Annotated in this window: 21 protein-coding genes; 12 read left to right on the plus strand and 9 right to left on the minus strand. The window is 75.0% G+C overall.

Annotated elements, in window-relative coordinates; genetic code table 11:
* Window positions 1-31: 31 nt before the first annotated feature.
* From nirD to ACIP5O_RS06060, 3 genes are read right to left on the minus strand one after another with little or no spacing between them, the layout of a single operon-like run.
* Entirely contained in the window at window positions 32-382 is a 351-nt protein-coding gene (gene nirD, locus ACIP5O_RS06050) for a nitrite reductase small subunit NirD (protein ID WP_401289085.1), read from the minus strand.
* Window positions 379-2,946, minus strand: coding sequence for a nitrite reductase large subunit NirB (nirB, locus tag ACIP5O_RS06055; RefSeq protein WP_401289087.1), 2,568 nt, complete (start codon window positions 2,944-2,946; stop codon window positions 379-381). Before nirB ends, nirD begins: the two co-directional genes overlap by 4 nt.
* 1 nt (window position 2,947) lies before the next feature.
* Window positions 2,948-4,171: an FAD-dependent oxidoreductase gene (locus ACIP5O_RS06060; RefSeq protein WP_356544672.1), complete on the minus strand. Its 1,224-nt coding sequence runs from the start codon at window positions 4,169-4,171 to the stop codon at window positions 2,948-2,950.
* A 265-nt stretch (window positions 4,172-4,436) separates the two neighbouring features.
* Between ACIP5O_RS06060 and ACIP5O_RS06065 the strand changes: the two genes are divergently transcribed.
* The 3 genes from ACIP5O_RS06065 to ACIP5O_RS06075 are packed head-to-tail and all read left to right on the plus strand — an operon-like array spanning window position 4,437 to window position 6,868.
* Window positions 4,437-5,834, plus strand: a complete 1,398-nt coding sequence (locus tag ACIP5O_RS06065) for a ferric reductase-like transmembrane domain-containing protein (protein WP_401289090.1) — start codon at window positions 4,437-4,439, stop codon at window positions 5,832-5,834.
* Window positions 5,827-6,045, plus strand: a complete 219-nt coding sequence (locus ACIP5O_RS06070) for a hypothetical protein (protein ID WP_401289093.1) — start codon at window positions 5,827-5,829, stop codon at window positions 6,043-6,045. The genes ACIP5O_RS06065 and ACIP5O_RS06070 overlap by 8 nt, the downstream gene beginning before the upstream one ends.
* A 37-nt stretch (window positions 6,046-6,082) precedes the next feature.
* Entirely contained in the window at window positions 6,083-6,868 is a 786-nt protein-coding gene (locus ACIP5O_RS06075) for a TSUP family transporter (protein WP_356544666.1), read from the plus strand.
* Window positions 6,869-6,892: 24 nt separating this feature from the next.
* Here the strand turns inward: ACIP5O_RS06075 and ACIP5O_RS06080 are convergent, their stop codons facing one another.
* The 3 genes from ACIP5O_RS06080 to ACIP5O_RS06090 all read right to left on the minus strand — a co-directional run bounded on the left by ACIP5O_RS06080 (window position 6,893) and on the right by ACIP5O_RS06090 (window position 9,210).
* Entirely contained in the window at window positions 6,893-7,522 is a 630-nt protein-coding gene (locus ACIP5O_RS06080; RefSeq protein WP_401289095.1) for a class F sortase, read from the minus strand.
* Window positions 7,523-7,650: 128 nt separating this feature from the next.
* Entirely contained in the window at window positions 7,651-8,181 is a 531-nt protein-coding gene (locus ACIP5O_RS06085; protein WP_401289097.1) for a hypothetical protein, read from the minus strand.
* 240 nt (window positions 8,182-8,421) lie between these two features.
* Entirely contained in the window at window positions 8,422-9,210 is a 789-nt protein-coding gene (locus tag ACIP5O_RS06090) for an aminotransferase class IV (RefSeq protein ID WP_401289100.1), read from the minus strand.
* A 106-nt stretch (window positions 9,211-9,316) separates the two neighbouring features.
* On the opposite strand from ACIP5O_RS06090, the gene ACIP5O_RS06095 reads away from it, so the two are divergent.
* From ACIP5O_RS06095 to cutA, 4 genes are read left to right on the plus strand one after another with little or no spacing between them, the layout of a single operon-like run.
* Complete coding sequence (locus tag ACIP5O_RS06095; protein ID WP_401289102.1) at window positions 9,317-9,967, plus strand: NADPH-dependent FMN reductase; 651 nt, start codon at window positions 9,317-9,319, stop codon at window positions 9,965-9,967.
* A 12-nt stretch (window positions 9,968-9,979) separates the two neighbouring features.
* A complete protein-coding gene (locus ACIP5O_RS06100; protein WP_401289105.1) occupies window positions 9,980-11,713 on the plus strand; it encodes an ABC transporter ATP-binding protein in 1,734 nt (577 codons plus the stop codon).
* Window positions 11,710-13,617, plus strand: coding sequence for an ABC transporter ATP-binding protein (locus ACIP5O_RS06105; RefSeq protein WP_401289108.1), 1,908 nt, complete (start codon window positions 11,710-11,712; stop codon window positions 13,615-13,617). The genes ACIP5O_RS06100 and ACIP5O_RS06105 overlap by 4 nt, the downstream gene beginning before the upstream one ends.
* Window positions 13,614-14,336, plus strand: a complete 723-nt coding sequence (gene cutA, locus ACIP5O_RS06110) for a divalent cation tolerance protein CutA (RefSeq protein WP_401289111.1) — start codon at window positions 13,614-13,616, stop codon at window positions 14,334-14,336. The genes ACIP5O_RS06105 and cutA overlap by 4 nt, the downstream gene beginning before the upstream one ends.
* A gap of 36 nt (window positions 14,337-14,372) precedes the next feature.
* On the opposite strand, the gene ACIP5O_RS06115 is transcribed toward cutA, so the two are convergent.
* The 3 genes from ACIP5O_RS06115 to ACIP5O_RS06125 all read right to left on the minus strand — a co-directional run bounded on the left by ACIP5O_RS06115 (window position 14,373) and on the right by ACIP5O_RS06125 (window position 18,118).
* Window positions 14,373-16,481 (minus strand): molybdopterin oxidoreductase family protein, encoded by a 2,109-nt coding sequence (locus ACIP5O_RS06115; protein WP_401289113.1) that lies wholly within the window; start codon window positions 16,479-16,481, stop codon window positions 14,373-14,375.
* A gap of 198 nt (window positions 16,482-16,679) precedes the next feature.
* Window positions 16,680-17,366 (minus strand): vancomycin high temperature exclusion protein, encoded by a 687-nt coding sequence (locus tag ACIP5O_RS06120; protein WP_401289115.1) that lies wholly within the window; start codon window positions 17,364-17,366, stop codon window positions 16,680-16,682.
* A 29-nt stretch (window positions 17,367-17,395) separates the two neighbouring features.
* Window positions 17,396-18,118: an aquaporin gene (locus tag ACIP5O_RS06125; RefSeq protein ID WP_401289117.1), complete on the minus strand. Its 723-nt coding sequence runs from the start codon at window positions 18,116-18,118 to the stop codon at window positions 17,396-17,398.
* A 76-nt stretch (window positions 18,119-18,194) separates the two neighbouring features.
* Here ACIP5O_RS06125 and ACIP5O_RS06130 point away from each other — a divergent pair, with 76 nt between their 5' ends.
* The 5 genes from ACIP5O_RS06130 (at window position 18,195) to dnaG (ending at window position 24,752) form a co-directional block, all read left to right on the plus strand.
* Window positions 18,195-18,668: a GNAT family N-acetyltransferase gene (locus tag ACIP5O_RS06130; protein WP_401289120.1), complete on the plus strand. Its 474-nt coding sequence runs from the start codon at window positions 18,195-18,197 to the stop codon at window positions 18,666-18,668.
* Between the two features lie 442 nt (window positions 18,669-19,110).
* On the plus strand, window positions 19,111-20,031 hold the full coding sequence (locus ACIP5O_RS06135; protein WP_401289122.1) for a sirohydrochlorin chelatase: 921 nt from the start codon (window positions 19,111-19,113) through the stop codon (window positions 20,029-20,031).
* Window positions 20,032-20,067: 36 nt separating this feature from the next.
* The gene (locus ACIP5O_RS06140; RefSeq protein WP_401289125.1) at window positions 20,068-21,420 is read left to right on the plus strand and encodes a deoxyguanosinetriphosphate triphosphohydrolase; all 1,353 of its coding nucleotides are present in this window, start codon (window positions 20,068-20,070) and stop codon (window positions 21,418-21,420) included.
* A gap of 153 nt (window positions 21,421-21,573) precedes the next feature.
* Window positions 21,574-22,833: an NAD(P)/FAD-dependent oxidoreductase gene (locus ACIP5O_RS06145; protein ID WP_401289128.1), complete on the plus strand. Its 1,260-nt coding sequence runs from the start codon at window positions 21,574-21,576 to the stop codon at window positions 22,831-22,833.
* A 29-nt stretch (window positions 22,834-22,862) separates the two neighbouring features.
* Window positions 22,863-24,752, plus strand: a complete 1,890-nt coding sequence (gene dnaG / locus ACIP5O_RS06150; RefSeq protein ID WP_401289130.1) for a DNA primase — start codon at window positions 22,863-22,865, stop codon at window positions 24,750-24,752.
* Window positions 24,753-24,800 lie beyond the last annotated feature (48 nt).

Raw genomic sequence — 24,800 nt, forward strand, 5'->3', positions numbered from 1 at the left:
TAGATCCATCTGGAACGATCGGTCAAGTTTCTTACGGAAGCGCCGGATCGAGCAGGGCCGCCCGCACCGGATACACCGCCACCGCGACCTCCTCGTCGTCCAGGCAGCGGCCCGTCTCCAGGTCGAACCGCTGCTTCAGGAGCGGCGAGGCCACGAACGGGCGCCCGCCCGCCGAGCCGATCAGCCCCCGGGAGAGCACTTGCGCCCCCGTGAACGGGTCGCGGTTGTCGATCGCGTACGTCCGGCCCGACCGGTCCCGGAAGACCGCCGCCTGCCGGCCGTCCGGCAGCAGCGCCGCCACGCCGCGCCCCGGGGTCAGCCGGGACTCCTCGCAGACCGTCATCCAGGAGCCGGGGGAGGGGGACAGTTCGAGCGTCTTCATCGGGAGGCGATCCCTTCCAGGGTGAGGAACGTCAGGTCCGGCTTGATCTGGTCGCGCTCCGGCACGAACCGGACCGAGGGGTCCGGCGTCTCCGGGGCGTTCACGAAGGAGGCGAAGCGCCGCAGCCGCTCCGGGTCGTCCAGGGTCTGCGCCCACTCGTCCTGGTAGGCGTCGACGTGCGCCGCCATCAGCGCCTCCAGCTCGTCGCAGAGCCCGAGCGAGTCGTGCACCACCACGTCCTTGAGGTGGTCGAGCCCGCCCTCCAGGCGCTCCAGCCAGGTCGACGTCCGCTCCAGGCGGTCCGCCGTCCGGATGTAGAACATCAGGAACCGGTCGATCAGCCGGACCAGTTCGGCGTCCGACAGGTCCTGGGCGAGCAGGTCCGCGTGGCGCGGGGTCGCGCCGCCGTTCCCGCCGACGTACAGGTTCCAGCCGTTCGCCGTCGCGATGATCCCGAAGTCCTTCGACTGCGCCTCGGCGCACTCGCGGGCGCAGCCCGAGACCGCCGACTTCAGCTTGTGCGGCGAGCGCAGGCCCCGGTAGCGCAGCTCCAGCAGGATCGCCATCCTCACCGAGTCCTGCACGCCGTACCGGCACCAGGTCTGCCCGACGCAGGACTTCACCGTGCGCAGCGCCTTGCCGTACGCGTGCCCCGACTCGAAGCCCGCGTCCACGAGCCGCGTCCAGATCGACGGCAGCTGGTCCACCCGCGCGCCGAACAGGTCGATCCGCTGCCCGCCCGTGATCTTCGTGTAGAGGCCGAAGTCCCGGGCCACCTCGCCGATCACGATCAGCTTCTCCGGCGTGATCTCGCCGCCGGGGATGCGCGGCACCACCGAATAGGAGCCGTTGCGCTGCATGTTGGCGAGGAAGTGGTCGTTGGTGTCCTGGAGGGAGGCCTGCTCGCCGTCCAGGATGTAGCCGTTGTTGAGGGACGCCAGGATCGAGCCCACGGTCGGCTTGCAGACCTCGCAGCCCTCGCCGCCCCGCACCTCCGGCCGCCCGTGCGAGTCGAGCAGCGCGGCGAACGAGGTCACGCGCAGGGTGCGGGCGATCTCGTACAGCTCGCTCCTGCCGTACGGGAAGCAGCCGCAGAGCCCCTTGTCGACGGCGGCCGGCAGCAGCTTCTCGATCACCTTCACGCAACTGCCGCAGCCCGTGCCGGCCTTGGTGCACTTCTTCACCTCGGCGAGCGAGGAGCACTGGCCGATCGCGTGCTTCGTGACGTTGTGGCAGGAGCAGATCACCGCGTCGTCCGGAAGCGCCGACGGGCCGAGCGCCACCGGCGCGCCCGCGCCCGCCGGGAGCACCAGCTGCTCGGGGGAGACCGGCGGCACCGTGCCGGTCAGCGGCCGCAGCAGCCCGTACGAGTCGGCGTCGCCGACCAGGACGCCGCCGAGCAGCACGCCCTCGCCGTCCACCACCAGCTTCTTGTAGACGCCCGAGCGGGAGTCGGAGTACACGACGTCGAGGCACCCCTCGGCCGTGCCGTGCGCGTCGCCGAACGAGGCCACGTCCACGCCGAGCAGCTTCAGCTTGGTCGACGTGTCGGCGCCCGTGAAGCCGTCGCCGGCCTCCTCCTCCGCTCCTTCCGAGAGCACCGCCGCCACCGTCTGCGCCATCTCGTAACCCGGCGCCACCAGGCCGTAGACCCGCCCGTCGGCCGCGAGCGCGCACTCGCCGATCGCGAAGACCGCCGGGTCGGAGGTCCGGCACCGCTCGTCGACCGCGATGCCGCCGCGCTCGCCCACGGCGAGCCCGCAGTCCCGGGCGAGCTGGTCCCGGGGCCGTACGCCCGCCGAGAAGACGACCAGGTCGGTGGCCAGTTCGGAGCCGTCCGACAGCCGCATGCCCGTCACGGCGCCGTCCGCCGTCACGACCTCCTGCGTGCCCGTCCCCGTGTGGACGGTCAGGCCCATCCGCTCGATCGTGCGCAGCAGGGCCGCGCCGCCGCCCTCGTCCACCTGCACCGGCATCAGGCGCGGCGCGAACTCCACCACGTGCGTGTCCAGGCCGAGGCCCTTGAGCGCGCCCGCCGCCTCCAGGCCGAGCAGACCGCCGCCGACCACCGCGCCGGTCGTCGCCGTCCTCGCGTACTCCTCGATCGCGAGCAGGTCCTCGATCGTGCGGTAGACGAAACAGCCCCGGGCGTCCTTGCCGGGCACCGGCGGGACGAAGGGGTACGAGCCGGTGGCCAGGACGAGTGCGTCGTACGCGAAGACCCGACCCGAGCGGGCGGTGACCGTCCGGGCCTCCCGGTCCACCGACGCGGCCGCGTCGCCCACGTACAGCTCGATGCCGTGCTCCGCCATGAAACCCGCCCCGACCACCGACAGGTCCTCGGGGGTCTTTCCGGAGAAGTACGAGGTCAGCTGGACGCGGTCGTAGGCCGGGCGCGGCTCCTCGCAGAGGACCACGATCCGGGCCCGCCGGGTCACGCCACGGTCGGCGAGCGCCTCCAGGAACCGCTGGCCGACCATTCCGTGGCCGACCAGGACGATCGTCGGGGTGTGCGCGGCCGTGCCGGCGCTCGTGCGGGCACGTGTGTCAGCGTCAGCGCTCATGTCAGGAGCCTCCGTCGTGGGTGAGCAGGTGGAGCAGGGGGGCCTCGGGGAGGGCCTCGTCGCCCTCCCAGGCCCGGGCGAGCGCGCCGACCGCGGCCAGGTCGCCGAGGAGGACGCCCCCGACGAGCCGGTCGCCCCGGACGACGACCTTGCGGTACGCGCCGCGGGTGGGGTCGGTGAGCTGGACGGTGTCGTCGCCCGGCCGCGCGGTGGTCTCGCCGAACGCGGCCAGGTCGAGCGGGCGCGGGCCGGCGAGGGTGAGCCGGGTGAGGGCGCGGGTGCCGGTGTAGGCCGCCGGGGCGGCGGGCGCGGGCGCATCGGAGGCCTCGGTCCCGGTCTCCCGCGCCAGCACCTCCGCCAGCGCGTCCGCCTGTTCGAGCGCCGGGCCCGCGAGGCCGTAGACCCGGCCCCCGTGCTCCGCGCAGTCGCCCACCGCGTGGATCAGCGGGTCGGAGGTCCGCAGCGCGTCGTCGACCAGGATCCCGGTGCCGACGTCGAGCCCCGCCTCCCGGGCCAGGGCCACCCGGGGCCGCACCCCGCAGGCCAGGACCACCACGTGGGCGTCGAGCACGAAGCCGTCCGCGAGTTCGACCGCCGTGACCGCCCCGTCCCGCTGCCGCAGGCCGGCGACCCGGCACTCGGTGTGCACCTCGACCCCGAGGGACTCGACGTGCTCCCGGAGCAGTGCCGACGCGTGGGCGTCGAGCTGGCGCTCCATCAGGCGCTCGCCCTGCTGGGCCAGGACCACGTCCGCGCCGAGCGCCGCGAGCGCCCGGGCCGCCGACACCCCGAGGAGCCCGCCGCCGACGACCACGGCCCGCACCCCGGGCCGCACCGCCGCGCGCAGCGCCAGGCAGTCGTCGAGCGTGCGGAAGGGGTGGACGCCCTCCGGAAGGGCCGCCCCGCGCAGTCCGCGCAGCGGCGGCAGCACCGGGTTGGAGCCCGTCGCCAGGACCAGCCGGTCGTAGCCGACGCGCGAGCCGTCCGCGCACTCCACCGTCCGCGCCGCCCGGTCGATCCGCACCGCCCGCGTCCCGAGCCGGGCCGGGCTCCGGGTCCCGGGCAGGGCGATCACCTCGGGGGCGTACCGCCCGGCGAGGACGTCGGCGAGCAGCACCCTGTTGTACGGCGCGTGCGGCTCCTCGCCGAGGAGGGTGACCGGCAGGCGCCGGGCGAGCCGGGCGCCCGCCGTCCCGCCCCCGACCACCACGATCCGTGTACTCATGACCGGAAGCGTGCGGGGCCGGTGTTACCCGGCGGCATCCCGGCTGTTTCCCGTACGGAACGCTGATCTCCGCCTCCGGCAACGGCCGCTGTGAGGGGCTGCGGGACCGCCCGCCGCGAGACCCCCGGCCCCGGCCGCCGTACGGGGCCGTCGGACCGGGCCCGGGTTAACCCGTGGTCAGCCTCGCCTCAAGGCCGCCTTAAGGATCGGGCGGACGCCGCTGAGCTGCGGATTCCCGTACGCGGGCGCCCCTAGGGTGCCGGATGTGACCACCGAGGCCAGCCACCCCCTCTACGTACCCCTCGCGCCCCCCGCCGCGCCCCGCCGTCCCCCGGCCGCCCCGCCCGTCCCCGCCCTCCGGCTCGCCCCCGAGCGGCTGCGGACCGGGATCGTCGCCGGGGCCGGGGCCGTCGGCCTCCTCTGGGGCCTCCAGGCCCGGCCCTCCGCCCGGCTCGACGTCCTCTTCGCGTCCGGCGCCCACCTCACCGGCCTCCTCGGCGGATACGGCGTCCTCGTCCTGCTGCTGCTCATGGCCCGGGTCCCGGCCGTCGAGCACGGCGTCGGCGCCGACCGGCTCGCCCGCTGGCACGCCCTCGGCGGCCGGTACGTCCTCGGCCTGATCGCCGCCCACGCCCTCCTCGCCCTCTGCGGCCACGCCGCGCACACCCGCGCCGACCTGGTCGCCGCCGCCGGGGACCTCCTCTCGTACGGGGCGATCACCGCCGCGACCGCCGGCACCGCCCTGTTCGCCGCCGTCGGGATCACCTCCGCCCGTTCCGTACGGGGCGGGCTCCGGCACGAGACCTGGCGGGCCGTCCACCTCGGCGCCCTGCTCGCCGCCGCGCTCGGCTTCGTCCACCAGCTCGCCGGCCCCGACGTCGCGGGCGGCCCGGTCACCCGCTGGCTCTGGTCCCTGGCGCACGCCGTCGTCGCCGTCCTCCTCGTCTGGTACCGGCTCGTCGTCCCCGTCCGCGCCGCCCTCCGCCACGACCTGCGGGTCGCCGAGGTCCGCGACGAGGGCCCCGGGGTCGTCTCGGTCCTGGTCCGGGGCAGGGGAGTGGACCACCTGCGCGCCGAACCCGGCCAGTTCTTCCGCTGGCGCTTCCTGCGGCGCGGCCTGTGGGCCACCGCCCTGCCCTTCTCGCTCTCCGCGCCCGTCCGCGACGACACCCTGCGGATCACCGTCAAGGCGCTCGGCGACCACACCCGCCGCGTCCGGCGGCTGCGCCCCGGCACCCGCGTCCTCGCCTCCGGGCCCTTCGGGGCGCTCACCGCCCACCGCCGCACCCGCCGCAAGGTCCTGCTGCTCGCGGGCGGGGTCGGCATCACCCCGCTGCGGGCCCTCTTCGAGACGCTGCCCGGCGGGCCCGGCGACGTGACCCTCCTCTACCGGGCCTCGGACGCCTCCGCCGTCGTCCTGCGCGAGGAGCTGGAGGCCATCGCCCGCGAGCGGCGGGCCGCGCTCCACTTCCTCCTCGGGCCCTCCGACGGCTCCTTCGACCCCCTCGCCCCGCGCGCCCTGCGCAACCTCGTGCCCGACCTCGCCGCCCACGACGTGTACCTGTGCGGCCCGCCCGCGATGGCCCGGGCCGCGACCGCCTCCCTGCGCCGGGCCGGGGTCCCGGCCGCCCGCATCCACAGTGAGGACTTCGCCCATGCCTAGACACGGAGCACCGAGCCTCCCGGTGGAGCGGGCCCGGCGCCGCGCCCCCGACGTCCGGCGGGCCCGGCGCCGCCTCGCCGTCGGTCTCCTGGGCGCCGGGGCGCTCGTCGCGACCCTGCTCACCGCCGTCGTCACCCCGGCCGCCCCGCCCCCGCCCGACCGGGGCCCGGGCGCGACAAGCTCAGACGTAGCTCAACTCTCCCGGGACTGATGGACGGGCCAACGATCATGTCCCTAGGCTCACGGCCATGCCCGAGATATCGCTGACCGTCCTCGTCCTGCTCTGCCTCGCCGCGCTCCTGGCGGGCTGGATCGACGCGGTGGTGGGCGGCGGCGGGCTGCTCCTGCTGCCCGCCCTGCTGCTCGGGCTCCCGCACGTCCCGCACCCCTACGTCCTCGGGACCAACAAGGCGGTCGCGATCGTCGGCACCACCGGGGCCGCCGTCACCTACGTCCGCAGGGCGCCCGTCCAGGTCTGGACGGCGGTACGGGTCGGGCTCGCGGCCCTCGCCGGCTCCACGGCCGGGGCGCTCTTCGTGTCGGCGATCAGCCGGGACGTCATCCGCCCGCTGCTGATGGCGGTGCTCGTCGCGGTGGCGCTCTTCGTGATGCTGCGCCCCTCCTTCGGCGCGCGGCCCGAGGGGGAGGAGCGGGCGAAGCTCACCCGGGCCCGGCTCGTCACCGCGATCGTCCTCGTCGGCGGCGGGATCGGCTTCTACGACGGCCTGTTCGGGCCGGGCACCGGCACCTTCCTGGTCCTCGCCCTGACCGCCGTCCTCCACCTCGACCTGGTGACCGCCTCCGCCACCGCCAAGATCGTCAACGTCTGCACCAACGCGGGCGCCCTCGTGACCTTCGCCCTCCAGGGCAGCGTCTACTGGCAGCTCGCCGCCGTCATGGCCGCCTTCAACCTGGTGGGCGGGACGGTCGGCGCGCGGATGGCGCTGAGCAGGGGCACGGAGTTCGTGCGCGGGGTGCTGCTCGTGGTCGTCTTCTCGCTGGTCGCGAAGCTCGCCTTCGACCAGTGGGCGTGAGCCGGGTGCGGCGGGCGCGAGCCGTCAGGAGGTGGGCTCCCTGACCCCGATGAGGTGCCCGAAGGCGACCACGTTCCCCTGGTAGCCGTTCTTCTTCGAGAAGCCGCCGCCGCAGGTGATGACCCGGATCTCGGCCCGGTCCGCCTCGTCGTACACCTTGTCGTCCGGGAAGGCGTCGTTCTCGTACACCTCGACCGCGTCGACCGTGAACACGGCGGTGCGCCCGTCCTCCCGGTCCACCTCGATCCGGTGGCCCTTCTTCAGCGCGCCGAGGGTGTAGAAGACGGCGGGTCCGTCCGCGTTGTCGACGTGGCCCGCGACGATCGCGGTGCCCTTGGCGCCGGGCGCGGTCCCGCCCCCGTACCAGCCCGCCAGGTTCCGGTCCTTCGCCGGCGGCACGTCGAGCGAGCCGTCCGCCGCCAGGCCGAGCCGTGTCATCGGGGCGTCCACGTCGGTCTCGGGGATGCGCAGCCGTACGGGCGCCGAGGGCGGCAGCGGGTCGGCGGCGGCGTCGGTGTGGACGCTCGGCCCGGCGGCGAAGGCCTGGGCGGCGGACGGCACGGGCGGGGTGACGGTCTCCGCGCCGTTCTGGACGAGCCAGATGCCCAGGCAGGCGGCCACCGCCACGCCCCAGCCCTTGCTCCTGTTGCTCACCTGCGGTCCCTTCGTCTGCTGAGGGGCGTTGCCCGGGTGTGCCCGGGTGTGTCTGGACGCGTCCGGATGTGGTCCTGCCCCCGCCGGGCCCGTGGGGGCGCGCGGCGGGGGCAGGAACGGGCGGTGTCTCAGTGCCCCCGCGCGCCGCTCGCCCGGCGGCGCAGGAGCCAGGCACCGCCGACGGCGGCCGCGGCCAGCACAGCCGCGCCCGCCGCGACCTGGGTGGTGTCGGGGCCGACGCTGCCCCCGACGCCCGTCTGGACGTGACCGCTGGGACGCCGGTGCGTGACGGTCAGGTCGCCCCGGGCCGTCTTGCCGTTGTCGCAGGCCACGCTGATGCCGTACGTGTCGGCCCTGGCGTGCTCGGGCACGACGAACTGCCCGACCACGATCTCCTTGTGCGTGCTCGGCTTCAGGTGGAAGTCGCCCGCGCCGAGCGCGTTCGCGTCGCCGACGCCGTGCCCGTTCTTGCCGCAGGCGAGGGTGTTGACGGTGACCGTGGTGCCGGGAGCCGCGGACGACGGGTAGACCTCTAGGGTCTCGTGCCGCCCCTCGGTCTCGTTCCACTCCTCGCCGGCGTGCGCCGCCGGGGCGGCGAACGCCCCGAGCGCGGCGACCGTCAGCGCGGTACCGGTGAACAGACGGGCAGTGGTGCGCATGGGGGTCCTCCGGAGCGCGCGTACGGTCATGCCGGGACGGTCCTCCCGGGAGGGACGTCCCGGAGCCGGACCTTCTGTGACCGAGATAAGTTCCGCCGCGCGCCCGCCGCCTCCTGAGGGGGCGTCAGGATGAGGCCATTCGATACGGCGCGCCGCCTGGATTCCGGACGTTTCCGCAGGTCGGAGCCGTTTTCGACGCGCCGGGTCGCGATCCGCGCCGAACGGGTGACCGAGGCCTCCTCAGGGACGGACCTCTTCCGGCGGCACGCTCGCGTACGCCGCGCGCACCCGCCCCATCAGCTCCCCGTCCACCGCGAACGCCGTCCCGTCGACCGCCGTCACGGGCGCGATCGTCCGCGAGTTCGTCACGAAGGCGGCCCGGTAGCGGGGCAGGTCGGCCAGGAGGACCGGCCGCCGGACCGACCCCAGGAGCGGTTCCAGGAGGGCCATGGTGACGCCGTGCAGGCAGGGCGCCGACGGCCAGACCAGCGAAGTCCCGTCCCAGAAGGCGATGTTGGTGACCGCGCCCTCGGCGACCTCGCCGGACGGGGAGGTCAGCAGGGCCTCGTCGTACCCCGCGCGCCGGGCCGCCTCGCCGTGGTACCGCTGCCCGAAGCCGCCCAGGTGCTTGAGGTGCGCGGCCGGGCGCTCGTACGCCACGCTCGTCAGGCGCTGCGGGGCGCCGGGGCCGTCCGGGGCCGGGGCGCGGACGGTCACGACCGTGCGGGCCCCCTCGTACACGTACACCCTGACCGAGGCGTCCCGCCGTCCGGCGGCCCCCAGGGCCCCCGCGACCAGGCCCCGGACCCGTCCGCCGTCCAGGCCCCGGCCGAAGAGCTCGCGGGTCGAGCGGTCGAGCCGTTCGAGGTGCAGTCCGAGCCCCTTCGCGCGCCCGTCCCGCACCTGCATCGCCGTGAAGTGGCCGTAACCGCTCATCAGGGTGCCGAGCAGCTCCGGATCGGCCGCCGGGACGCCGTCGGCCTCGACGTGGACGCGGTCGTCGGCGGGGGAGACGGGAGGGGGCGTCATGCCCCCACCGTAGGCCGTGCCGTCGCGCCGTCTCCGCAAGGCCCTCTCCGTACGGCCCGGGGAACCGCTTGACCTCAACCAAACTTGAGGTACCACGATCATCCGCATGGACCTCACGAACTCCACGCAGCCCGCCGTTTCCCCCGCTTCCTCCGCTTCCTCCGCCCCCTCCGCCCCTCCCGCGCCCCTCTCCCTCGCCCTCGTCGTCGCCAGCGACCGCGAAGGCCGCTTCGCCCCCGTCCTCGCCGACTGGTTCCTCTCCCGCCTCGCCGGGCGCGAGGACTTCGCCGTCACGGTCGTCGACCTCGCAGAGGTCGAGCTCCCCACCTCCCTCTCGTACGACCCCTCCCCGGCCGTCCGCGCCGAACTCGCCGAGGTCACCCCGGCCCTCGGAGCCGCCGACGCCTTCGTCGTCCTCACCCCCGAGTACAACCACTCCTTCCCCGCCTCCCTCAAGAACCTGATCGACCGGCACTACACCGAATGGCAGGCCAAGCCCGTCGGCTTCGTCTCCTACGGCGGGGTCTCCGGCGGCCTGCGGGCCGTCGAGCAGCTCCGCCAGGTCTTCGCCGAGCTGCACGCCGTCACCGTCCGGGACACCGTCTCCTTCCACCACCCCCACGGCCAGTTCGACGAGGACGGGCGGCACAAGGACCCGGCCGGCGCCGAGGGCGCGGCCAAGACCCTCCTCGACCAGCTCGCCTGGTGGGGCCACGCGCTCAGGGACGCCAAGTCCGTCCGCCCGTACGGCGCGTGAGGAGGCGGCACCGTGCTGTTCCGGCTGATCCTCCCCCGCCTCCGGCCCTACCGGACCCTCCTCGTCCTCCTCGTCGCCCTCCAGCTCGTCCAGACCCTGTCCTCCCTCACCCTGCCCGCCCTCAACGCCGGCGTCATCGACCGGGGCGTCCTGCGCGGGGACACCGGCCGGGTCCTCTCCGGCGGCGCCACGATGGCCGCCGTCACCCTCCTCCAGGTCACGGCGGCGGCCGCCGCCACCTACGTCGGCGCCCGCGTCGCCATGGGCGTCGCCCGCGACCTGCGCTCCGAGGTCTTCCGCCGCGTGCAGGAGTTCTCCGCCCGGGAGCGGGGCCGCTTCGGCGCCGCCTCCCTCGTCACCCGCACCACCAACGACGTCCAGCAGATCCAGACGTTCACCGTCCTCGTCCTGACGATGCTGGTCGCCGCCCCGCTCCTGTGCGCCGGCGGCATCGCCATGGCCCTGCGCCAGGACGTGCCGCTCGCCCTCGTCCTCGTCCTCTTCGTGCCCGTGATGACCGGGGCCGTCGGCGGCGTCGTGCTGCGCCTGCGGCCCCTCTTCCGGGGCATGCAGCTCCGCGTCGACCGGACCAACCGGATCCTGCGCGAACAGATCACCGGCGTCCGGGTCGTCCGCGCCTTCGTCCGCGACCGGCACGAGCGGGAGCGGTTCGCCGCCGCCAACGACGAGCTGTTCGCCTTCGGCCTGCGGGCCGGCCGCTTACAGGCCCTCATGTTCCCCACGGTCCTGGTGGTCTGGGAGCTGACCACCGTCGCCCTGGTGTACGTCGGCGCCCACCGCATCGAAGCCGGCGCGCTCCAGCCCGGCGGGCTCGTCGCCTTCCTCGGCTACCTCCTCCAGACCTCCATGTCCGTGATGATGGCCCTCTTCCTCCTGATGCACATGCCGCGCGCCGAGGCCGGCGCCGAACGCGTCCGCGAGGTCCTCGCCACCCGCTCCTCCGTCCGCCCGCCCGAGCACCCGGTCCGTGAACTCCACGGCCCCGGACGGCTCGAACTCGACGGCGTCGGCTTCCGCTACCCCGGCGCGGAGGAACCCGTCCTGCACGGCGTCGGGCTCGTCGCCCGGCCCGGCGAGACCACCGCGATCGTCGGCTCCACCGGCAGCGGCAAGTCGACCCTCCTCGGGCTCGTGCCCCGCCTCTTCGACGCCACCGAGGGCCGGGTCCTCGTCGACGGCGCCGACGTCCGCACCCTCGACCCCGCCCTCATGGCCAGGACCGTCGGGCTCGTCCCCCAGAAGCCGTACCTCTTCTCGGGCACGATCGCCTCCAACCTCCGCTACGGGAAGCCCGACGCGACCGACGAGGAGCTGTGGCACGCCCTGGAGACCGCCCAGGCCGCCGACTTCGTCCGGGAACTCGACGAGGGGCTCGACGCGCCCGTCTCCCAGGGCGGCGCCAACTTCTCCGGCGGCCAGCGCCAGCGGCTCGCCATCGCCCGCGTCCTCACCGCCCGGCCCCGTCTCTACCTCTTCGACGACTCCTTCTCCGCCCTCGACCCCGGGACCGACGCCCGGCTGCGGGCCGCGCTCGCCGAGGAGACGGCCGGCTCCACCGTGGTGGTCGTCGCCCAGCGGATCTCCACCGTCCGCCACGCCGACCGGATCGTCGTCCTCGACCGGGGCCGGGTCGTCGCCGCCGGCACCCACACGTCCCTCCTGCGGGACGACCCCACCTACCGGGAGATCGTCCTCTCCCAGCTCACCGAGGAGGAGGCCGCGTGAGCACGACCACGACGCCCCGCAGCGCCCAGGGCCCCCGGGACTCCCGGAACTCCCGGAACTCCGAGGGCAGGGCTCCCGCCCGCACCGGCCCCCCGCCCCAGCGCGGCCCCGGCCCCGCCGTCCCCTCCCTCGAACGCTCCCTCTCCTTCCGCGCCTCCGGCCTGCGCCTCCTGCGCACCCTCGCCCCCGACCGGGCCCGGCTGCTCGCCCTCCTCGCCGCCGGCGCCGCCGGGGTCGCCCTCTCCGTCCTCGGCCCCCTCCTCCTCGGCCGCGCCACCGACCTCGTCGTCACCGGCGTCACCCGCCCCGCCGGGGTCGACTTCGCCGCCGTCGGCCGGGTCCTCGCCCTCTCCGCCGCCGTCGTCCTCGGCTCGTCCGTCTTCATCTGGATCCAGCAGCGGATCGCCACCGCCGTCGTCCAGCGCGCCGGCCACCGCCTGCGGGAGCAGGCCCAGCACAAGCTGGCCCGGCTGCCCCTCTCCCACCTGGACCGGCAGCCGCGCGGCGAGGTCCTCTCCCGCACCACCAACGACATCGACAACATCACCCAGACCCTCCAGCAGGCCTTCAGCCAGATGGTGCGCGCCCTGCTCACCCTGGTCGGCGTCCTCGCGACGATGTTCTGGATCTCCCCGCTGCTCGCCCTCGTCGCCCTCGCCACCGTCCCCGTCTCCCTCGCCGTCGCCGCCTTCGTCGGACGGCGCGCCCAGTCGCAGTTCGTGAAGCAGTGGGCGGTCACGGGCCGGCTCGGCGGCCACGTCGAGGAGATGGTCACCGGCCACGCCGAGGTCGTCGCCTTCGGACGGCGCGAGGAGGCCGTGCGCCGCTTCGACGAACTGGGCGAGGAGCTGTACCGGGCGAGCTTCCGCGCCCAGTTCGTCTCCGGCTTCATCCAGCCCGCCCTGACCTTCGTCGGCAATCTGAACTACGTGGCCGTCGCCGTGATCGGCGGACTCCGGGTGGCCACCGGCACCCTCACCGTCGGGGACGTGCAGGCCTTCGTCCAGTACTCGTACGAGTTCAACGGCCCCGTCACCCAGGTCGCCGCCATGGCCAACCTGCTCCAGTCCGGGGTGGCCTCCGCCGAGCGGGTCTTCGACCTCCTCGACGCCGAGGAGGAGACCCCCGACCCGGCCGAGCCCCTGCGGCCCGAACCGCTGCGCGGCCGGGTCGCCTTCGAGGGGGTCTCCTTCCGCCACGACCCCGACCGGCCGCTGATCGAGGACCTCTCCCTGACCGTCGAGCCCGGCCGGACCGTCGCCGTCGTCGGCCCCACGGGCGCCGGCAAGACGACCCTGGTCAACCTGCTCATGCGCTTCCACGAGCCGACCGGCGGCCGGATCACCCTCGACGGCGTCGACACGGCCGCGATGACCCGGGAGGAGCTGCGCTCCGGCACCGGCATGGTCCTCCAGGACACCTGGCTCTTCGGCGGCACCATCGCCGAGAACATCGCCTACGGGGTCCCCGGCGAGGTCTCCCGGGAGCGGATCGTCGCGGCGGCGCGGGCCGCCCACGCCGACCGGTTCGTCCGCACCCTGCCCGACGGCTACGACACCGTCCTCGACGAGGACGGCGGCGGTCTCAGCGCCGGCGAGAAGCAGCTCGTCACCCTCGCCCGCGCCTTCCTCTCCGACCCGGTGATCCTCGTCCTCGACGAGGCCACCAGTTTCGTCGACACCCGCACCGAACTCCTCGTGCAGCGGGCCATGTCCTCGCTGCGCGCGGGCCGCACCAGCTTCGTCGTGGCCCACCGGCTCTCCACGATCCGCGACGCCGACACCATCCTGGTGATGGAGCGCGGCGCGATCGCCGAGCAGGGCACCCACGAGGATCTGCTCGCCGCCGGAGGGGCCTACGCCCGGCTGCACGCGGCCCAGTTCGCCCGTACGGTGGGGACGTGATCGTCACCGTCCGCACCACCACCGACGCGCGCGCCAAGGCCGACGCCCTGGCGCGCGGCGCCGTCGAGGCCCGGCTCGCCGCCTGCGCGCAGGTCTCGGGGCCCCTCACCTCCGTCTACCACTGGCGGGGCGCGATCGAGAGCACCGAGGAGTGGGAGGTGGCCCTCAAGACCACGGAGGCCCGCTACCCCGCCCTGGAGGCGCACCTCCTCGCCGCCCACGACTACGAGACGCCCGAGATCCTCGCCACCCGGGTCACCCGGGTGAGCGAGGGGTACGCCCGCTGGGTCGAGCGGGAGACCTCGCCGGACCCGGCGGTCGAGGGCCCGGTGGTCTCCGACGAGCTGCCGTTCTTCGTGTACGGGACGCTCCGCCCGGGCGCGTACAACCACGACCGGTTCCTCGCCGGCCGGATCGGCACCGAGGCCGACGCCGTCCTCGACGGCGCGGTGCTGCACGACGGGCCCGGCTACCCGTACGTCGTCCCGGCGGAGAAGGGCCGGGTGGTCGGCACCCTGCTCACGCCCGCGCCCGGCGCCTACGGCGAGCTGTTCGGCCTGCTCGACCGCCTCGAACTGCCCGTCGGCTACGAGCGGGTGGCGAAGGACGTCGTCCGGGTACGGGACGGGGCACGGGTCCCGGCCTGGGTGTTCCTGGCGGCGCCGGACGCGCCCCTGGGCCCGGTGATCGAGAGCGGCGACTGGTTCGACCGCTCGTAGCGGCGCTCCCGGCGCACCGCGCGTTCGGGGCCGGCCTCAGGCGCGCTCCAGGCGCACCGCGCACACCTTGAACTCCGGCATGCGGGAGACCGGGTCGAGCGCCGGGTTCACCAGCGTGTTGGCCCGGCCCTCGCCCGCCCAGTGGAACGGCATGAAGACGGTGTCGGGCCGGATCGACGCGGTGATCCGGGCCGGTGCGACGGCCCGGCCGCGCCGCGAGACCACCGCGATCCGCTCGCCCTCGGCCACCCCGATCCGCTCGGCCAGCCTCGGGTGCAGCTCCACGAAGGGGCCGGGCGCCGCCGCGTTCAGCTCCTCGACCCGCCGGGTCTGCGCGCCCGACTGGTACTGGGACACCACCCGGCCCGTGGTCAGGACGACCGGGTACTCGGCGTCCGTCTCCTCGGCCGCCGCCCGGTGCGTCACCGGCACGAACCGGGCCCGCCCGTCGGCCGTCGCGAACCGGTCCAGGAACAGCCGGGGCGTCCCCGGGTGCGGAGCGGCGCCGTCCGGGGCCGCGGGGCACGGCCAGAACACGCCCCGCTCCTCCTCGACGCGCCGGTAGTCGATGCCCGAGTAGTCGGCGGGCCCGCCGGCCGAGGCGCGCCGCAGCTCCTCGAAGACCTCCTCGGGGTCGACGGGGAAGCCCTTCTCGATCCCGCTCCCGTCCCCGAGGAGCTCCGCGAGCCCGTGCAGCACCTCCAGGTCGCTGCGCACCCCGGCGGGCGGGTCGAGCGCCCGGCGGCGCAGCAGGACGCGCCCCTCCAGGTTGGTCATGGTCCCGGTCTCCTCGGCCCACTGGGTGACGGGCAGGACGACGTCGGCGAGCGCGGCGGTCTCGGAGAGGACCACGTCCGCGACGGCGAGGAAGTCGAGCGACCGCAGCCGCTCCTCGACGTGCGCGGCGCGCGGCGCGGAGACCACCGGGTTGGAGCCCATGAGGAGCAGGGCCCGCACGTCCCCGCCGAGCGCGTCGAGGAGCTCGTACGCGCTCCGCCCCGGCCCCGGCAGCGATTCGGGCGCGACGCCCCACACCCCGGCCACGTGCGCGCGTGCGGCCGGGTCGTCGAGCTTGCGGTAGCCGGGGAGCTGGTCGGCCTTCTGGCCGTGCTCGCGGCCGCCCTGGCCGTTGCCCTGGCCGGTGAGGCAGCCGTACCCGCTCAGCGGCCTGCCCGCCCGGCCGGTGGCCAGGCACAGGTTGATCCAGGCGCCGACGGTGTCGGTGCCCTTGGACTGCTGCTCGGGGCCGCGTGCGGTCAGCACCATGCCGCCGTCGGCGTCGCAGAACATCGCGACCGCCTCGCGCAGCAGCGGCACGGGGACCCCGGTGATCCGCTCGACCTGCTCGGGCCAGTGGGACATGGCCCCGGCGCGGGCGGCCTCCCAGCCGCCGGTCCGCTCCCGTACGAACTCCTCGTCGACCCGTCCCTCGGCGACCACCAGGTGCAGCAGGCCGAGGGCGAGCGCGAGGTCGGTGCCGGGGCGCGGGGCCAGGTGCAGGTCGGCCTGCTCGGCGGTGCGGGTGCGGCGCGGGTCGACGACGATCAGCTTCCCGCCGTTCTCCTTCAACTCCGTGAGGTAGCGCAGGGCGGGCGGCATGGTCTCGGCGAGGTTGGACCCGACGAGGATCACGCACCCGGTCCGGGGGACGTCCTCCAGGGGGAAGGGGAGCCCCCGGTCGAGGCCGAAGGCCCGCTGGTGCGCGGCGGCGGCCGACGACATGCAGAAGCGTCCGTTGTAGTCGATCTGCGAGGTGCCGAGGACGACCCGGGCGAACTTGCCCAGGGAGTACGCCTTCTCGTTGGTGAGGCCGCCGCCGCCGAAGACCCCCACGGCATCGGGGCCGTGGTCGGCGCGGGTCCGGCGCAGCCCGTCGGCGACGGCGGCGAGCGCCTCCTCCCAGGACGCGGGCGCCAGGGCCCCCGTGTCGGGGTTCCGGACCAGGGGCTCGGTGAGCCGGACCCGGGAGGAGAGCACGGCGGGGGCGGTGCGGCCCTTGCCGCACAGCGCGCCCCGGTTGACGGGGAAGTCGGTCCGCTCGACCACCTCGGCGGGCAGCTCGGGGGCGCCGGTGGGGCGCAGCGACATCCCGCACTGGAGGGCGCAGTAGGGGCAGTGGGTGGGGACGGCGGTGGCGTCGGACATGCCGCCAGGGTGGGCCGGGCGTGTTACGCGGGGCGGCGCGGCGTATTACGGGCGCGGTGCCATGCCCTCCGCCGGGCGGGCGGCGGAGGGTGAGGGTCCGTCCGGCCCCACCGCGCGGGTCGGGGGGTCCGTCCGGCCCCACCGCCCGAGTGAGGGTCCGTCCGGTCCCACCGCCCGCGGGTGGAGGTCCTTCCGGCCTCACCGCCCCCGGGGTGACGCGAGGGCCTCCGTGACGCCCTCCTCCTCCGGGCCGAGGAAGCGGGGATCGGGCCGCAGGCCGGCGTCGAGGGCCGCCTTGCCCGCCGCGAGGACCTCCCGGGTGGTGCCGTAGTACCAGGTGCGGTCGTGGGGTTCGGCGACCCCGACCCCGTACGCGTCGACGCCCGCCCGGCCGCACAGCGCGACGGCCCGCTTGACGTGGAAGTCCTGGGTGACGAGGACGGCCCGGTCGACGCCGAAGACCTTCCTGGCCCGGACGCAGGAGTCCCAGGTGTCGAAGCCCGCGTAGTCGCTGACGATCCGTCCGTCCGGCACCCCGCGCCCGGTGAGGTACGCGCGCATGGCGCTGGGCTCGTCGTACGCGGTCCGGCTGTTGTCGCCGGTGACGAGGAGGACCCGCACCTTGCCCGTGCGGTACAGCTCGGCGGCGGTGTCGAGCCGGTGCGCGAGGTACGGGGTGGGGCGGCCCTTCCACAGTCCGGCGCCGAAGACGACGGCGACGTCCCGGGCGGGCACGTCGGCGGTGGTGCGGAGCTTCCCGGCGGCGGCCGTGTGCATCCAGGTGGCGGGCAGGAGGGCGAGGACGGCGCCCGCCATCACGGCCTGGACGGCGCGGCGGCGGCCCCTGACGGTGCGGGGGAGCCACCGGGTGAACCGTGCCGGCATGCGGAAACCTCCAGAGGAGCGGTCTGCTGTCACCCCGTCCGACGCGCCTCGGCCGGGTTCGGTTCACCCGGAGCCCGGTCCGTGCCGTAGAGCACACCGGCCAGGACCAGGCCGCACAGCATCCCGAGGAGCTGCGCGCCGGCGAAGGCGGGCACCGAGGCGGGGGCGATCCCGGTGAAGGAGTCGGAGAGGGAACGTCCGACGGTGGCCGCCGGATTGGCGAAGGAGCCGGAGGAGGTGAACCAGATCGCCGCGCCGATGTAGCCGGCCACGGCGACCGGGGCGAGGGCGGGGCGGCCGATGCGCCGCAGGCCCTGCACGACCAGGACGAGCCCGGCGGTGGCGACGGCCTCGCCGAGCAGCAGGTGGAGCGCGGCGCGGGGCTCGGTGGCCCAGGCGCCGGGCGTCCGGCCGAACATCGCCTCGGCGAGCAGGGCGCCCGCGACGGCCCCCGCGAGCTGGGCGCCGATGTAGGCGAGGGCCTCGCGCCCTCCCCGCTCGGGGCGCCGGGACCACCACTCGGAGAGCGTCACGACGGGGTTGAAGTGGGCGCCGGAGAGCGGACCGATGAGGGCGATGAGCAGCCCGAGGCCGAGCGCGGAGGCGGAGGCGTTGGCCAGCAGCCGGACGCCGGTGTCCTGGCTGAGGGAGTCGGCGCGGATGCCGGAGCCGACGACGACGGCGACGAGGGCGGCGGTGCCGATGAACTCGGCGGCGGCGCGTCGGGGGAGCGACGCGGGGGACATTCTCATGGTGGAAAAGATATTCCGTGATTCGGAAGGAAAAAAGAGGGGAGGAGAGGGGCGCGGCCTCCGTACGATCCGGATCATGAAGGACACGAAGACCGACGACCTCGTCGTCCGCCGCGCGGTCGGCTCCGACGCCGGAGCGGCGGCCGAGGTCTGGCTGCGCTCCTACGCGGCGGCGCTCCCGGACGTGCGCCGGGCGCACACGGACGACCAGGTCAGGGCCTGGTTCCGGGAACTGCTCGTCCCCCACCGGGAGACCTGGGTGGCGACGGCCGGGGGCTCGGCCGTCGCCGTGATGGTCCTGGACGGCGAGGAGCTCGACCAGCTCTACGTCGACCCGCCGTGGCGCGGCCGGGGCGTCGGCGAGCGGCTCGTGGACCTGGCCAAGCGGCGCAGCCCGGCCGGCCTGGAGCTCTGGACGTTCCAGGTCAACGCCCCGGCACGGCGCTTCTACGAACGGCACGGCTTCGTCGCCGCCGAGCACACCGACGGCTCGCGCAACGAGGAACGCGAGCCGGACGTCCGGTACGCGTGGCGCCCGGAAACGACCTGACAGGGCGCGCACGGCGACGGTGAGGCCCCGGCAAACAACCGTGACCCCGGCGCAACGAGCGGGCAACGCGCCCCCGCCAGGATCGGTCCATGACGGAGCCGGACAGCGCGTTCGACACCACCGCCGAACTGCTCACCAGGATCACCGAGCGGCTCGGGAACCGGCTCGGCGAGGTGCGTCCGCACGGTGCCCGCCGCGCGGGGGCTCGGGCGCCGGGGGTACGGGCGCCGGGAGTACGGGCGCCGGGAGTACGGGCACCGGAGACCCGGACGCCCTCGCCCGGCACCGACCCGCCGCAGGCGCGGACGTTCCCGTCCGGTCTCCGCCCGCCGACGACGTCGGGCACCGCGCCCCCGCCCCGTGGCCGCCCGCCGGAGGAATCCGGCCGGGTGCGTCCGTACGGCCTCCCGCAGGGGAAGTCCGACGAGGAGGTACACCCGCCATGCACCACCGCACCGCTCCCGCGCACCACCGCACCGCCCCCACCGCCGGTCGCCGTCCGGCGACCCTCGTGGCCGTCGGGCACGGCAGCCGCGACCCCCGCGCCCGCGCCACCCTCCTCCGGCTCCTCGACCGGGTCCGCGCGCTCCGTCCCGGGCTCGACGTGCGCCTCGCCCACATCGAGCTGAACGCCCCCCTCCTCGACGAGACCCTCGCCGGCCTCGCCGCCGAGGGCCGGGAGGCGGTCCTCGTCCCCCTCCTCTTCGCCCCCGGCCACCACGTCACCCACGACCTGCCCGCCGCCGTCGCCGCCGTGCCCGGCCTCCGGGCCCGCGTCGCCGCGCCCCTCGGCGCCCACCCCCTCCTCGCCGAGGCCCTCGCCGGCCGCCTCGCCGAAGCGGGCTGGACCCCCGACGGACGTCCCGACGAGCACCTCGACGGACGTCCCGACGAGCACCCCGACGAGCACCCCGACGAGCACCCCGACGAGCACCCCGACGAGCACCCCGACGAGCACCCCGACGAGCACCCCGATGAGCACCCCGGCGCGCACGACCGGCGCACCACCGGCGTCGTCCTCGCCGCCGCCGGCTCCCGCGACCCCCGGTCCGGCGCCGAGACCCGCCGCATCGCCGCCCTCCTCGGCGAGCGCCTCGGCGTGCCCGTCGTCCCCGCGTACGCCTCCGCCGCCGCGCCCACCGTCCCCGAGGCCGTCGCCGCCCTCGCCGCCCGGGGCCGCCACCGGGTCGCGGTCGCCTCCTGCTTCACCGCCCCCGGCCTCTTCGCCGCCCGCGCCGCCGCCCACGCCCCCTGGATCGCCGCCGCGCCGCTCGGCGCCCATCCGGCCCTCGCCCGCCTGGTCCTCCACCGCCACGACCGCGCCCTCGCCGCCGCTCGCGGGCGGGAACTCGCCGCCGTCTGAGGGCTTCTGTCGGCCCCTCCGGTTACCTTCGGGGACATGGAAGGCATCAAGGACACCAAGGACAGCACCGACACCCCCGAGATCCCCGGATACGACCCCGCCGCGACCGAGCGCTGGGACCCCGAGCCCGACAAGCAGCCGGGCCGCACCGCCTTCCAGCGCGACCGCGCCCGCGTGCTGCACTCCGCCGCGCTCCGCCGCCTCGCCGGCAAGACCCAGGTCGTCACCCCCGGCACCCGCAGCCACGCCTGGGACGCCAGTCCCCGCACCCGGCTCACCCACTCCCTGGAGTGCGCCCAGGTCGGCCGCGAACTCGGCGCCGCCCTCGGCTGCGACCCCGACCTCGTCGAGGCCGCCTGCCTCTCCCACGACATGGGCCACCCGCCCTTCGGGCACAACGGCGAACAGGCGCTCAACGACGTCGCCGAGGACTGCGGCGGCTTCGAGGGCAACGCCCAGTCGCTCCGCCTCCTCACCCGCATCGAGCCCAAGCGCTTCGTCAAGGACGCCGACGGCGAGCTCGTCAGCGTCGGCCTCAACCTCACCCGCGCCGCCCTCGACGCCGCCACCAAGTACCCGTGGGGGCGCGGCGGCCACCCCCAGGACCCCGGCTCGCCCAAGTTCGGCGTGTACGAGGACGACCTGCCCGTCTTCGAGTGGGTCCGGCAGGGCGCCCCCGCCCACCGCAAGTGCTTCGAGGCCCAGGTCATGGACTGGTCCGACGACGTGGCCTACTCGGTCCACGACTTCGAGGACGGCCTGCACGCCGGGCACATCGACCCCAACCTCCTCCTCGCCGAGCCCGAGCGCGCCGACATCTGGCAGGTCGCGATCGGCCGCTACGTACCCGGGGACACCGACCCGCAGGAGCTGGCCGAGGCCCTGGACCGGCTCGTCGACCAGGAGTGGTGGCCGCACGGCTACGACGGCTCGGCCGTCGCCCAGGCCCGCCTCAAGGACGCCACCAGCCAGCTCATCGGCCGCTTCTGCCTCGCCGCCGAGGGCGCCACCCGGCAGGCATGGGGGCACCGCCCAGGCCGTTCAGGCACTGGGGGAGGATCCGGCCGCCTCACACGGTACGCCGCCGAGCTCGTCGTCCCCCGCTCCACGCGCAACGAATGCGCCGTCCTCAAGGCCGTCGCCGACCGGTACGTGATGCAGCGCGCCGAGCAGGAGGCCCTCCGCGCCGACCAGCGGATCGTCGTCGCCGAACTCGCCGAGGCGCTCGTCGCCCGCGCCCCCGACGGCCTCGAACCGCAGTTCCGCGCCGCGTACGACAGGGCCCCCGACGACCGGGCCCGCAAGCGCGTGGTCGTCGACCAGATCGCCTCCCTCACCGACGCCTCCGCCCGCGCCCTCCACGCCCGCTTCCACCAGCCGCGCATCTAGGGCCTGTCCGGCGGATCATGGCCGGGGCCGCGCCCCGGCCCCCTTCCGCCGTCCCCCTCCGTGCGGGACGCTCGCATGCGGCCCCGGGGCGGTACGGCCCGAAGAACGCCCGGGGGCGTAGGTTGGAACCGGTCGCAACGAGGAGGAAACGACGTGGTCGACGCAGATCAGACCTTTGTCATCGTCGGCGGGGGCCTGGCAGGGGCCAAGGCCGCGGAGACCCTGCGCGCCGAGGGGTTCAACGGCCGGGTGATCCTCATCGGCGACGAACGCGACCACCCCTACGAGCGCCCACCCCTCTCCAAGGGCTACCTCACCGGGGCGAAGGAGCGCGACAGCACCCTCGTCCACGAGCCCGCCTGGTACGCGGCGAACGACGTCGAGCTGCACCTCGGGCAGGCCGTCACCGCGATCGACCGCGAGGCCCGCACGGTCCGCCTCGGCGACGGCACCGTCATCCGCTACGACAAGCTGCTCCTGGCCACCGGCTCCGAGCCCCGCCGCCTCGACGTCCCCGGCACCGACCTCACCGGCGTCCACCACCTGCGCCGGCTCGCCCACGCCGACCGGCTCCGCCAGGTCCTCGCCGGCCTCGGCCGGGACAACGGACACCTGGTGATCGCCGGCGGCGGCTGGATCGGCCTGGAGGTCGCCGCCGCCGCCCGCGGCTACGGCGCCGAGGTCACCGTCGTCGAGGCCGACCCCACCCCGCTGCACCGGGTCCTCGGCCCCGAGCTCGGCCAGCTCTTCGCCGACCTCCACAGCGACCACGGCGTCCGCTTCCACTTCGGCGCCCGGCTCACCGAGATCGTCGGCCAGGACGGCCTGGTCCTCGCCGTCCGCACCGACGACGGCGAGGAGCACCCGGCGCACGCCGTCCTCGCCGCGATCGGCGCCGCCCCCCGCACCGCCCTCGCCGAGAACTCCGGACTCGCCCTCGTCGACCGGGCCGACGGCGGCGGCGTCGCCGTCGACGAGTCCCTGCGCACCTCCGACCCCGACATCTTCGCCGCCGGCGACGTGGCCGCCGCCCACCACCCGCTCCTGCGCACCCGGCTGCGCGTCGAGCACTGGGCCAACGCCCTCGACGGCGGCCCCGCCGCCGCCCGCGCCATGCTCGGCAAGCCCGTCTCGTACGACCGCGTGCCCTACTTCTTCACCGACCAGTACGACCTGGGCATGGAGTACTCGGGCTGGGCGCCCCCCGGCTCGTACGACCAGGTCGTGGTCCGCGGCGACACCGGCAAGCGCGAGTTCATCGCCTTCTGGCTCAAGGAGGGGCGCGTCCTCGCCGGGATGAACGTGAACGTGTGGGACGTCACAGAGCCGATCCAGAACCTCGTCCGCTCCCGGATGCCGGTGGACCCCGAGGCCCTCGCGGACCCCTCCGCACCCCTGGACGGCCTGATCTGATCACCCCCGTCTCCCCGTAGACTTCACGCGTGGCAGGCAGGATCAACGACGACGACGTGAAGGCGGTACGGGACGCGGTCCCGATCGACGCCGTCGTGTCCGAATACCTCCAGCTGCGCAACGCGGGCGGCGGGAACCTCAAGGGGCTCTGCCCCTTCCACGACGAGAAGTCGCCCTCCTTCCAGGTCAGCCCGAGCAAGGGACTCTTCCACTGCTTCGGCTGCCAGGAGGGCGGCGACACCATCGCCTTCGTGATGAAGATCGACCACCTCTCCTTCTCGGAGACGGTCGAGCGCCTCGCCGCCAAGGCGGGCATCACGCTGCGGTACGAGGAGGGCGGCTACAACCCCGGCCACCAGCGCGGCGAACGCATCCGCCTGATCGAGGCCCACCAGGTCGCCGCCCGCTACTACGCCGAGCAGCTCGGCTCCGCCGAGGCCGAGATCGGCCGGAAGTTCCTCGCCGAGCGCGGCTTCGACCAGGCCGCCGCCGAGCACTTCGGCGTCGGCTACTCCCCGGCCGGCTGGGACCACCTCACCCGCTTCCTGCGCGGCAAGGGCTTCTCCGACAAGGAGCTGATCCTCTCCGGGCTCTCCCAGGACGGCCGCCGCGGCCCCATCGACCGCTTCCGCGGCCGGCTCATGTGGCCGATCAAGGACGTCGGCGGCGAGATCGTCGGCTTCGGCGCGCGCAAGCTCCGCGACGACGACAACGGCCCCAAGTACCTCAACACCCCCGAGACCCCGGTCTACAAGAAGTCGCAGGTCCTCTACGGCATCGACCTCGCCAAGAAGGAGATCGCCAAGAGCAGCCGGGCCGTCGTCGTCGAGGGCTACACCGACGTCATGGCCTGCCACCTCGCCGGGGTCACCACCGCCATCGCCACCTGCGGCACCGCCTTCGGCGGCGACCACGTCAAGATCCTCCGCCGCCTCCTCATGGACAACGGCTCGGCCCGCGTCATTTTCACCTTCGACGGCGACGCCGCCGGCCAGAAGGCCGCCCTGCGCGCCTTCGAGGACGACCAGAAGTTCGCCGCCGAGACGTACATCGCGGTCGCCCCCGAGGGCATGGACCCCTGTGACCTGCGGCTCGCCAAGGGCGACGAGGCCGTCGCCGACCTGGTCGAACCCCGCACCCCGCTCTTCGAGTTCGCCCTCCGCCAGATCGTGCGGCGCTACGACCTGGAGACCCCGGCGGGCCGGGCCGCCGCCCTGGACGAGGCCGCCCCGATCGTCGCCAAGCTCAAGAACCTGGCCGTGCGGCACGGCGTCGCCGTCCAGCTCGCCGGCATGCTCGGGATCATGGACGAGCGGTTCGTCGTGCACCGGGTCAGCCAGATCGCCCACTGGCAGCGCGACCGCGGCGGCCGGGGCCGCACCGACGACCGGCCACGCCGCGAGATGCCGCAGATCCAGGCCCCCGCGGCACAGCCCGGCCCGGCCCTCAACCTGCGCAGCCCCGCCCACCGCACCGAGCGCGAACTCCTCAAGCTCGCCCTCCAGCGGCCCGAGCTGGTCTCCCCGGCCTTCGACGCCTACGGCGTCGACGAGTTCACCGCCCCGCCCTACGCGGCCGTGCGCCAGTGCGTCCAGGACGCGGGCGGCGCCACCGGCGCCCCCCCCGACTACCTCGACGCGGTCCGCGCGGCCGCCCCGAACGACACCGTCCGGGCCCTCGTCACCGAACTCGCCGTCGAGACGATCTTCGCCAAGACGGTCGACGAGGCCTACGCCGGCGACCAGCTCGTCACCGTCCGCCTGCGCGCCGTCGACCGCCGCATCCGCGACGTCCAGGGCGCCCTGGCCCGCCTCGGCCCGAACGGCGACCCGGAGAAGGTCGCGGCCGTGCAGAACGAGCTGTGGGTGCTCACCCAGTACGGGCAGTCCCTGCGGAACAACGGCGCCGCCGCGCTCTGACGCACGGTCACCCGGCGGACTCAAAAAGTCACCGCACGCCCCTCGTGG

It is taken from the genome of Streptomyces sp. NPDC088915, from assembly GCF_044749825.1.
In the GTDB taxonomy this organism is placed as follows: domain Bacteria; phylum Actinomycetota; class Actinomycetes; order Streptomycetales; family Streptomycetaceae; genus Streptomyces.

Coding starts and splice junctions, on each gene's coding strand:
- ACIP5O_RS06135 (WP_401289122.1), top strand. CDS start 19,111: ATGCACCACCGCACCGCTCCCGCGCACCACCGCACCGCCCCCACCGCC.
- ACIP5O_RS06090 (WP_401289100.1), bottom strand. CDS start 9,210: ATGACGCCCCCTCCCGTCTCCCCCGCCGACGACCGCGTCCACGTCGAG.
- ACIP5O_RS06095 (WP_401289102.1), top strand. CDS start 9,317: ATGGACCTCACGAACTCCACGCAGCCCGCCGTTTCCCCCGCTTCCTCC.
- nirB (WP_401289087.1), bottom strand. CDS start 2,946: ATGAGCGCTGACGCTGACACACGTGCCCGCACGAGCGCCGGCACGGCC.
- ACIP5O_RS06130 (WP_401289120.1), top strand. CDS start 18,195: ATGAAGGACACGAAGACCGACGACCTCGTCGTCCGCCGCGCGGTCGGC.
- nirD (WP_401289085.1), bottom strand. CDS start 382: ATGAAGACGCTCGAACTGTCCCCCTCCCCCGGCTCCTGGATGACGGTC.
- ACIP5O_RS06140 (WP_401289125.1), top strand. CDS start 20,068: ATGGAAGGCATCAAGGACACCAAGGACAGCACCGACACCCCCGAGATC.
- ACIP5O_RS06060 (WP_356544672.1), bottom strand. CDS start 4,171: ATGAGTACACGGATCGTGGTGGTCGGGGGCGGGACGGCGGGCGCCCGG.
- ACIP5O_RS06125 (WP_401289117.1), bottom strand. CDS start 18,118: ATGAGAATGTCCCCCGCGTCGCTCCCCCGACGCGCCGCCGCCGAGTTC.
- ACIP5O_RS06075 (WP_356544666.1), top strand. CDS start 6,083: ATGCCCGAGATATCGCTGACCGTCCTCGTCCTGCTCTGCCTCGCCGCG.
- ACIP5O_RS06085 (WP_401289097.1), bottom strand. CDS start 8,181: ATGCGCACCACTGCCCGTCTGTTCACCGGTACCGCGCTGACGGTCGCC.
- ACIP5O_RS06115 (WP_401289113.1), bottom strand. CDS start 16,481: ATGTCCGACGCCACCGCCGTCCCCACCCACTGCCCCTACTGCGCCCTC.
- ACIP5O_RS06120 (WP_401289115.1), bottom strand. CDS start 17,366: ATGCCGGCACGGTTCACCCGGTGGCTCCCCCGCACCGTCAGGGGCCGC.
- ACIP5O_RS06070 (WP_401289093.1), top strand. CDS start 5,827: ATGCCTAGACACGGAGCACCGAGCCTCCCGGTGGAGCGGGCCCGGCGC.